At 43.2% G+C, this 3,090-nt stretch carries 2 protein-coding genes; both read left to right on the plus strand.

The features are described 5' to 3' along the window. Positions 1 to 298 precede the first annotated feature (298 nt). Entirely contained in the window at positions 299 to 1,735 is a 1,437-nt protein-coding gene (locus tag Q0E19_RS11750; RefSeq protein WP_294409722.1) for an AAA family ATPase, read from the plus strand. Further along, positions 1,728 to 2,444, plus strand: coding sequence for a hypothetical protein (locus tag Q0E19_RS11755; RefSeq protein ID WP_294409720.1), 717 nt, complete (start codon positions 1,728 to 1,730; stop codon positions 2,442 to 2,444). The genes Q0E19_RS11750 and Q0E19_RS11755 overlap by 8 nt, the downstream gene beginning before the upstream one ends. Positions 2,445 to 3,090 lie beyond the last annotated feature (646 nt).

Consider the following 3,090-nt stretch of genomic DNA (forward strand, 5'->3'; position numbering starts at 1 on the left):
TTCAGCACAGAGACCAGAGCCATGATGCGGAAAAGTGCCCATCAGGAAACAGCGCAGCCGGTGCCGTGCCAGATGATCAACTGCTTCTGCATGTATTCGGATTACACGCCGCTGACGCTGGAAGAGTGGGTGGAGTGTAACCAAAGACGGCGCAACAAAGCTGATTGTGGCTAATGCGGGGAATGGAAATTGAAACATAAACAAGATTATTGAATTTAATATTCGATTTTCAAAATTCGTGTTGCTATTTTCCGAAGAAGTTGGTATACTAAAATCGGAGGTGGTATCTGTGAGCGAAATGCCGATTGTTCGGATTCAACGGGCTGCTATCAGAAATTTCAGAAATGTGGAATCCGGAGAAATTCGTTTCCCCTGCAATTATGGTGAAGATATTTTTGCGCCCAAAGCAGATGTTCTTGGAATTTATGGTCAGAATGGATCGGGTAAGACTACGTTTATTGATGCGCTGGAGATTTTGAAGACGCTGCTGTGCGGTCAGAAAGTAGGAACTGAATTGTCTGACTGCATTTCTTATGGACAGGAGCAGGCAGAGCTGCAATTTGAGTTTAGTATTCTCAAACTGGATAAAGGCAGCGTGTCATACAGACGACGGTTTATCTATTCTGCTATTCTGAGCAGAGACACGATTGATGAATCGGTCAAGTGTGTTACGCCCAGCAGTGCTCCGGAAAAGACCTCTCGAATGAAGACTATTTTTGAGTGTACCCATGAGGCGGAGAACGCCGTGTTTCTGCCGCAGGTTAAATTGGATTCTCTATTTGGTACAAAACAGAGTGCAAAGGTGAATGAACTTCGGGTCACTAAACTGTTGTGCCAAAAGGAGCATCGTTCCTTTTTGTTCTCTCCTGAATTTTTAAAGATGCTCCACGATGCCGCACAGAAAAACGATAACGACGTTGAACCATTATTTGAGATCGCATATTTTGCAAAGACATCTTTCTTTGTTATTCTAAACCGCAATAATGGACTTATTTCGTTAGATGCAGCAATTCCTGTCAATTTCAGAACAGAAACGGCGGGTGGTATGTTTACGCTGCCAATTGACCGACCAGCGACGATTCCGAGTAATCTCTTGGAGATTGTCCAACAGGTTATATCGACTATCAGTATGGTTCTCTGCAAAATCATTCCGGGTGTGAAATTGACACTTGTAGAACTTGGCACTGAGCTGATGGAAGATGGAAATCAGGGTACAAAAATTCAGCTGGCGCGCGAACTTCTCTGTGCGAATGGAGAAACGCATCGACTGCCTTTGAAGTATGAATCTGAAGGCATTAAGAAAATCACGTCCATCTTGCATTTGCTGATTGCGGCATATAATAATCCATCCATCACACTTGCGATTGATGAATTGGACTCTGGTATCTATGAGTATCTGCTTGGAGAATTGCTGCGCATTATCCAGAATTCGGGCAAGGGGCAGTTGATTTTTACTTCCCACAATCTTTATCCTCTGGAAACATTGGATAGCGATTCTATTGTTTTTACAACGACAAAAAATGATGACCGTTATACACGTATCAGAAGTGTGAGAGCCACGAATAATCTTCGTTCTATGTACCTGCGTGAAGTGATCCTTGGGAGCGATAATGACGCAGCACTGTATGAGGAAACCAATGTGTCTGAAATTGCCCACGCGATGAGAGTTGTTGGTAAGCGTATGGAGAATATCTCTATGAAAGAGGAAACGTCCTCAGAGGTATCCCATGGCTAAAAAGAAGGTCATGCTCTTTATTGTAGAGGGTCCAACAGATGAAACCAGCCTCTCCACAGTTCTGAACCGTATTTTTTCATCCTCAACGGTGAAATTTCAAGTTGTTCACGGTGATGTGCTGACTCGTGATTTTACGTCGTCGGATAAAATTGTGGCTGCGGTATGGGATCAAGTCAAAGCCTTTATGGGTGAAATCTATAAGAAGAGCGACATTTGCCGCATCGTTCACCTTACCGATATGGATGGAGTTTTTGTTCCGGATAATGCGCTTGTAGAGGATAATATGATGGCAGATGGTGCTCCACCGCATTACACAGAAACTCAAATTCAAACACCAAACCGTGTGGGCATTTTGGATCGGAATAAGAGAAAGCGGAAGAATGTCGACCGACTTTCTGCTTGCCCTAGAATCGCAGGCATTCCATATAGTATGTACTACTTTTCCTTGAATCTTGATCATGTCCTTCATGGGAAAACGAATATTTCCGCATGGGAAAAGGTTCAGTGTGCCGAGGAATTTGATTTGAAGTACGGGGATGATCCAGATGGCTTTACTCTTTTTATGAAAGGGTCATCTTTCTCAGTATGTGATGATTACCGTAGCTCATGGGCGTTCATTAAAACGGGACTGCACTCATTAGAGAGACACAGTAATTTTGGTATAGAGCTGCCACCTGTAGAAATCAAGGAGGATGAAACCACCGAGTGAATTTCTTGGAATGAGTAAAATTTCAAGCCTGAAACACCTCGTTTAAAATTGGGGCACAGATACCGATTATTAGCAAGTGTTTTGAAAAAACTTGTTTCAGATTGATGATTATGGAACGCTGCGAAAAAGTGCCCATCAGGAAGAAGCCAAGCTGATATCCGATATGATCCCTCTTAAGTTGGGAAGATTTATCTTGGGTGAATAGAAAGGAATGTGAATTTTTTGCATTCTGCTATAACGGCCAGTTCCGGCGTGGAGCAGACGGCACACTGCTGACCTATAAGTGATGGATGCCGCCAATGATGGTGGGAGCCGGAATTTTGTCGCAAGAAGCACTTCAAACGGCCGGAAAATTGTCGCAGCCAAATGCACTGTGGGATAAAGATGAGGGAGAGGAATTCCTTTTGAACAAGCTCTATGAAGATTACATAAGAGAAAAGGTACATGAGCAACTAATATAATTGCGAAGCACCGGAAATGTTGAATGATGGTATATGTTCGAGACTGTATAATCGAAGTGAAAAATGGAATCGCTCGTGTGCGTTCAGAAAGTGCGGTGTATTGTCCGGACTGTGGAATGAAGCTGCTTTTTCATGGCACCTGTAAGAGAAAAGTAAGGGAACAAGAGAAAACAAGGTGCTATGTG

The organism is uncultured Ruminococcus sp. (assembly GCF_934476685.1).
Lineage (GTDB): Bacteria > Bacillota > Clostridia > Oscillospirales > Ruminococcaceae > Hominimerdicola.

Excerpts from the sequence above, each read along its gene's own strand:
- Q0E19_RS11750 (WP_294409722.1), top strand. The coding sequence starts at position 299 with ATGCCGATTGTTCGGATTCAACGGGCTGCTATCAGAAATTTCAGAAAT.
- Q0E19_RS11755 (WP_294409720.1), top strand. The coding sequence starts at position 1,728 with ATGGCTAAAAAGAAGGTCATGCTCTTTATTGTAGAGGGTCCAACAGAT.